This is a genomic window from Lonsdalea britannica (genome assembly GCF_946477055.1).
GTDB lineage: Bacteria > Pseudomonadota > Gammaproteobacteria > Enterobacterales > Enterobacteriaceae > Lonsdalea > Lonsdalea britannica_A.
Window position 1 is genome coordinate 1 of the sequence record NZ_CAMKXG010000259.1, and the last position, 4,810, is coordinate 4,810.

Below are 4,810 nucleotides of genomic sequence, written 5' to 3' on the forward strand. Positions count from 1 at the left end.
AATAATGAGAAACCGCTTAACCCGAGCTGCTTTAGCCGCAAACCACAGGTCATTCCGGTGGAATAGGTTTTATTGATAGACGGGTATTCTGGGAATCAGCGTTTAGCAGCGGTGCAACAGCATGATCGACGCGCACCTTTTTAAGGCACATGTCTGCCATCTACGAATAACGGCATGAGTGTCTATGAGGAAAACTGAAATGCGATAGAGATTGTCTCCGATACTCATCAAACACTTCAGGCAATGTTTCCCCTCATGCGCTCTTATTTCTCCCGTCTAAGCATGATGCCGAAGATCATGGCGGGAGGGAATCGCGCTAATAGTGGAGGGAACAAAAATATATTCAGGCCTTCAGAAAAAAGTGAACGTACGCAAATAACATTCACGGTAAAATAAACACGATCATCACCCACGCGATAAAAAATAACGACACTCAAGCAGCATTTAAAATAACATCCACGGCAATACAGAATCTCGCCGGAGAGGCTAAATAGATATTTTACGTACTGAAGTTCAGCGCACATGAACGCTCTTTCCAGCACGTTTATAAACCTGTCGTCGCATTGCAGTTATTTTGGCGAGAAGCGACGAAGTCCCCTCAGGATTGATAATGGCCGTCTCTCGAACCTGCCTGCTGGCGGACGGCATGGATCAATCCCTATCGCAATGACGTCATCGTTCGTCTGGAGTAATACCAGACACCCACGACGAAAACGCGACAAAAATAAAGCAATCCATTGATTTTCATTGACTAAATAATCAATTTCGCATGATGGGGTACGTTTAAAAGCAATGTCACATTCCGCCCGTGGCTACGGCACTTATCGCTTTTGCTAATCGACAATCAATATTATTAATTGGCCTAATGAGCCGCCAAACGGGATGATAGCGACATCAAATCAGTTCGGTCTAAACCGAGAGGAAAATAGATAAATTTTCAGCCATGAACATGGTAATTAAATTTTTCTCGTTGTCTGCCCGATATAAAAATCCAGGCAAGGCCATCGGCATTAATTATTTTAAAATCGACACTTTATCTACCAGAAATAAAGTGACCGCGTTGATAAAAAGGCAATTATCACACGCTCTATTTAGCCGTTATTGCGTCACAGATGGTGTGCCGTGCTCGTTATTTTTATCGCCAAGAACATATTAATTATTTCTTTATTATCCAACCAGAGCGAATTCAACATGATCTCTACGACCGTATTTATGACCGGATTTATGACCAGCGCCGGATTATTAATGTCTATCGGCGCACAGAATTCATTCGTATTGCGTCAGGGCGTGCGTCGGGAACATGTCTTTTTAGTCTGTTCCCTCTGCTTCATGCTCGACATTATATTGATCAGCGCAGGCGTGTTTGGCGTCAGCGAGTTGCTCAGTTCCCACCCGTGGGCGCTGAAATTACTGACGCTGGCAGGCGTGCTGTTTTTGATTCACTACGGCTTCGGCGCGCTGCGTAGCGCCTGGCGCGGCAACCAGAGTCTGCGCCTTGGCGCGACCGGTAATGCCGGTGCCAGCCGTCTTTCGGCCGTGACCGCTTGTCTGGCGGTCAGTCTTCTCAACCCTTCCGTGTATCTGGATACCATCGCCATCATCGGCGGCATATCATCCGGACTGAGCCAGGAGCACAAAACGTTTTATCTATTCGGCGCGCTGCTGGCATCGGGGATCTGGTTTTACGCCATCGGCTACCTCTCCTTCGCCTGCGCCCGGCTGTTTGAGAAAAACAGCACCTGGCGCGTGTTGGACAGTTTTATCGGCGTGTACATGCTGTTTATTGCCTGGCATCTGCTACAACTTCTGTTATCTCCGGCGGCGTAATCCCCCCACGCCGCCTCGGGTTCCGTCAGATGTTTTAACGGGCAATTCGGGTCGCCAACGACGCGACGCGACGAATCGCTTCCCGCAGCATCGTGTCCGTCACCGCAAACGGCATCGCGTCCATATCCGACGTGTTGACGGCGGCCTGCACAATGGCCTGCAGTTCGTCATTGGTCAGGTCCGGGCTGATATCCGCCAACGTCAGCGGCACGGCGCAAGCCTGCGCCAGCGACAAGGCATCCAGCAGTTCTTCGTCGCTGCGCGACTCCAGCGCCAGCAGGCACAGATTGCCAAATCCCACCAGCAGGCCGTGGCCGAAGTCGCGGGTCTTGTCGCAGACGGTAAAGCCCTCGAACAGCGCATGGGCCGCCGCGGCATGCGCGCCGCTGGCCATGATCGACGTCAGCCCGGCGAACAGGAATATCGCATCCAGCACCTGATCCAACGCCTCGTTGGTGCGCCCTTCCGCCACCGCGCGGCAGGCTTCGGCGCCATAACGTTCGATCAGCTGGAAACAGATGGCGCCGTGGGCGCGGGAAGACGCGGCCAAACCGCTGTGATTGTTTCCGGTATCGATCGCCCGGAACTCATACCACTTCGCCAGCGTATCCCCCAACCCTGCGGCGAGCCAGCGCAGCGGCGCCTGAGCTAACAACGTGCTGTCGATGATGACCGCATTCGGCGCAGACGGAAGATGACGCACCTCGACAAAATGCCCATCTTCTTCGTAGATAACAGAAAGCGGAGTGACCGCCGCGCAGGTACCGGCGATGGTCGGCAGCGTTACGATGGGGATCCCCGCCTGATGCGCCACCAGCTTACCGGTGTCGAGCGACTTCCCGCCGCCCGCGGACAACAGAACGTCGCTGTTGGTTTCCACCACGCGGGCGCGCAGCCGTTCGACCTGCTTGACGCTACAATGTCCGCTGAACCCTTCGACGGCGCTTAACGTGAGGCCCGCCTGCGCCAGCTGAGCGCGGATCTTGTCTTCCGTCGCCGCCAATGCCTGATGACCGCCAACGACCAGTACGCGCTGACCCAGCCCGGCGCATATATCCCCGAGTTGATGGCTAGCGTCCGCCCCGCGCACAATATTCGCGGGGAAAATAACCTGTTGTGTCATGTGTTTTCCTGCCTATTTTTAGCGTAAACCAAGGATGGCGTCAGACACCGTGCAGACGCTCTCCGTGCGGCATTCCTGACGACCTCTCTCCACGTTAGCACCTGCGGCGGTGAAATGCGTTCTCTCTGTCGGTCATCCGGAACCGTGACGGCACGGGACGGCGGCGCATCTTCCATTCGCTCTCCGTCCCGCCCTTTTCCGCCCTATCCGGCACAGGTCGATGGTCCAGTCGGGCCGATGACGGACGGAAACGATTGACCGTCAGCAATTAATGTCGATACAACGCCTGACAGCACGCGCCGCTTCTGACAAAATACGCGCCATCCCCCGTTTGTGAAATGATGGATTTTCTGTAGATGGTTGCGAAACTTATTGATGGTAAAACGATTGCGCAGCAGGTTAAGAGCGAAGTTGCTGCGCGTGTCCAAGAGCGTCTGGCCGCCGGTAAGCGAGCGCCGGGTCTGGCGGTTATCCTGGTAGGGGACGATCCTGCGTCTCAGATTTATGTCGGCAGCAAGCGCCGGGTCTGTGAGGAAGTCGGTTTCATTTCCCGCTCTTACGATCTGCCCTCCACCACCTCCGAAAGCGAGCTGCTGGCGCTGATTGACCGGCTGAATGCCGATGAGACCATCGACGGTATTCTGGTGCAGCTGCCGCTGCCGCAGGGCATCGACAACACCAGCGTTATTGAACGCATCGCGCCCGATAAAGACGTGGATGGCTTCCATCCTTACAACGTCGGCCGTCTCTGCCAGCGCGCGCCGCTGCTGCGTTCCTGCACGCCGCGTGGGATTATCACGCTGCTGGAGCAGTACAACATCGACATGTTCGGCCTGAATGCCGTCGTCGTCGGCGCGTCAAACATCGTTGGGCGTCCGATGAGTCTGGAACTGCTGCTGGCCGGTTGCACCACCACCGTGACACACCGTTTCACGAAAAATTTGCGTCAGCACGTTGAGAACGCCGATTTGCTGGTCGTAGCCGTGGGCAAACCGGGCTTTATTCCGGGCGACTGGATCAAACCCGGCGCGGTCGTTATCGATGTCGGCATCAATCGACTGGACGACGGCAAACTGGTCGGCGATATCGATTTTGCCGGTGCGAGCGAACGCGCATCCTACATTACGCCAGTCCCCGGCGGCGTCGGCCCGATGACCGTAGCCACCCTGATTCAAAATACCTTGCAGGCATGCGAGGAATATCACGACACACCCGCAAAGGCATAAAAAGACATTATGGAAATTTTTCACCTGAACCAACATCCGCACGTTGAACTGTGCGACCTGCTGAAACTCCTTGGCTGGAGCGACAGCGGGGCTTCCGCCAAACAGCTCATCGCCAACGGCGACGTGAGCGTCGACGACCAGATTGAAACGCGTAAGCGCTGCAAAATCGTCGCCGGTCAGGTCGTGCGTTTCGCAGACCAGGCGGTCACCGTTCAGGCGTAACTCGCCCGACTGAGATCAACGCGGCATCGCCTCGTTCACCCGCATCTTCGCCCTCGCGGAGATGCGTTTTATTTCCTCCCATCCCCCTTCACCCTCTTCCATAATTTCCGCTGCCATCATGCCGATTGGAATACGCCCCACCCCACCGGGGTTCGAGATCGTCAATGTTCGCATTTAGGCAAAAAGCGGGAAGATCTCGCGCCAGACGGCGGAGAAATGAAAACGGGCCGGGTGCCTGTTGGCTTCCGGCCCGTTGGAGGGCGTGAAACACGGCGAAACATCAGGTTCGCCGCGTGGGGGTGAACGGTTTACTTACGTCGCCAGATCGTCCCCTGAGGACCGTCTTCCAGCACGATTTTCATTTCATTGAGACGATCGCGCGCGGCATCCGCCAGACCCCAGTCTTTATTCT

At 55.2% G+C, this 4,810-nt stretch carries 5 protein-coding genes; 3 read left to right on the forward strand and 2 right to left on the reverse strand.

Annotated features, from left to right (window positions below; all coding sequences use genetic code 11):
* The first annotated feature begins 1,191 nt into the window (after positions 1-1,191).
* Positions 1,192-1,827, forward strand: coding sequence for a LysE/ArgO family amino acid transporter (locus Q7O77_RS14665; protein WP_304168773.1), 636 nt, complete (start codon positions 1,192-1,194; stop codon positions 1,825-1,827).
* A gap of 34 nt (positions 1,828-1,861) precedes the next feature.
* Here Q7O77_RS14665 and Q7O77_RS14670 read toward each other — a convergent pair whose 3' ends face one another.
* Entirely contained in the window at positions 1,862-2,950 is a 1,089-nt protein-coding gene (locus tag Q7O77_RS14670) for an iron-containing alcohol dehydrogenase family protein (protein WP_304168776.1), read from the reverse strand.
* A 356-nt stretch (positions 2,951-3,306) separates the two neighbouring features.
* Here Q7O77_RS14670 and folD point away from each other — a divergent pair, with 356 nt between their 5' ends.
* Both folD and ybcJ read left to right on the forward strand, forming a co-directional pair.
* Entirely contained in the window at positions 3,307-4,176 is an 870-nt protein-coding gene (folD, locus tag Q7O77_RS14675; protein WP_304168779.1) for a bifunctional methylenetetrahydrofolate dehydrogenase/methenyltetrahydrofolate cyclohydrolase FolD, read from the forward strand.
* 9 nt (positions 4,177-4,185) lie between these two features.
* Positions 4,186-4,398, forward strand: coding sequence for a ribosome-associated protein YbcJ (ybcJ, locus tag Q7O77_RS14680; RefSeq protein WP_304168782.1), 213 nt, complete (start codon positions 4,186-4,188; stop codon positions 4,396-4,398).
* Between the two features lie 308 nt (positions 4,399-4,706).
* Here ybcJ and Q7O77_RS14685 read toward each other — a convergent pair.
* A partial coding sequence (locus Q7O77_RS14685) for a hypothetical protein (RefSeq protein WP_304168784.1) occupies positions 4,707-4,810 on the reverse strand: 104 nt, incomplete at its 5' end.

Bases quoted from the DNA above. Each gene is read 5' to 3' on its own strand.
- ybcJ (WP_304168782.1), top strand. From the start codon at position 4,186: ATGGAAATTTTTCACCTGAACCAACATCCGCACGTTGAACTGTGCGAC.
- Q7O77_RS14665 (WP_304168773.1), top strand. From the start codon at position 1,192: ATGATCTCTACGACCGTATTTATGACCGGATTTATGACCAGCGCCGGA.
- folD (WP_304168779.1), top strand. From the start codon at position 3,307: ATGGTTGCGAAACTTATTGATGGTAAAACGATTGCGCAGCAGGTTAAG.
- Q7O77_RS14670 (WP_304168776.1), bottom strand. From the start codon at position 2,950: ATGACACAACAGGTTATTTTCCCCGCGAATATTGTGCGCGGGGCGGAC.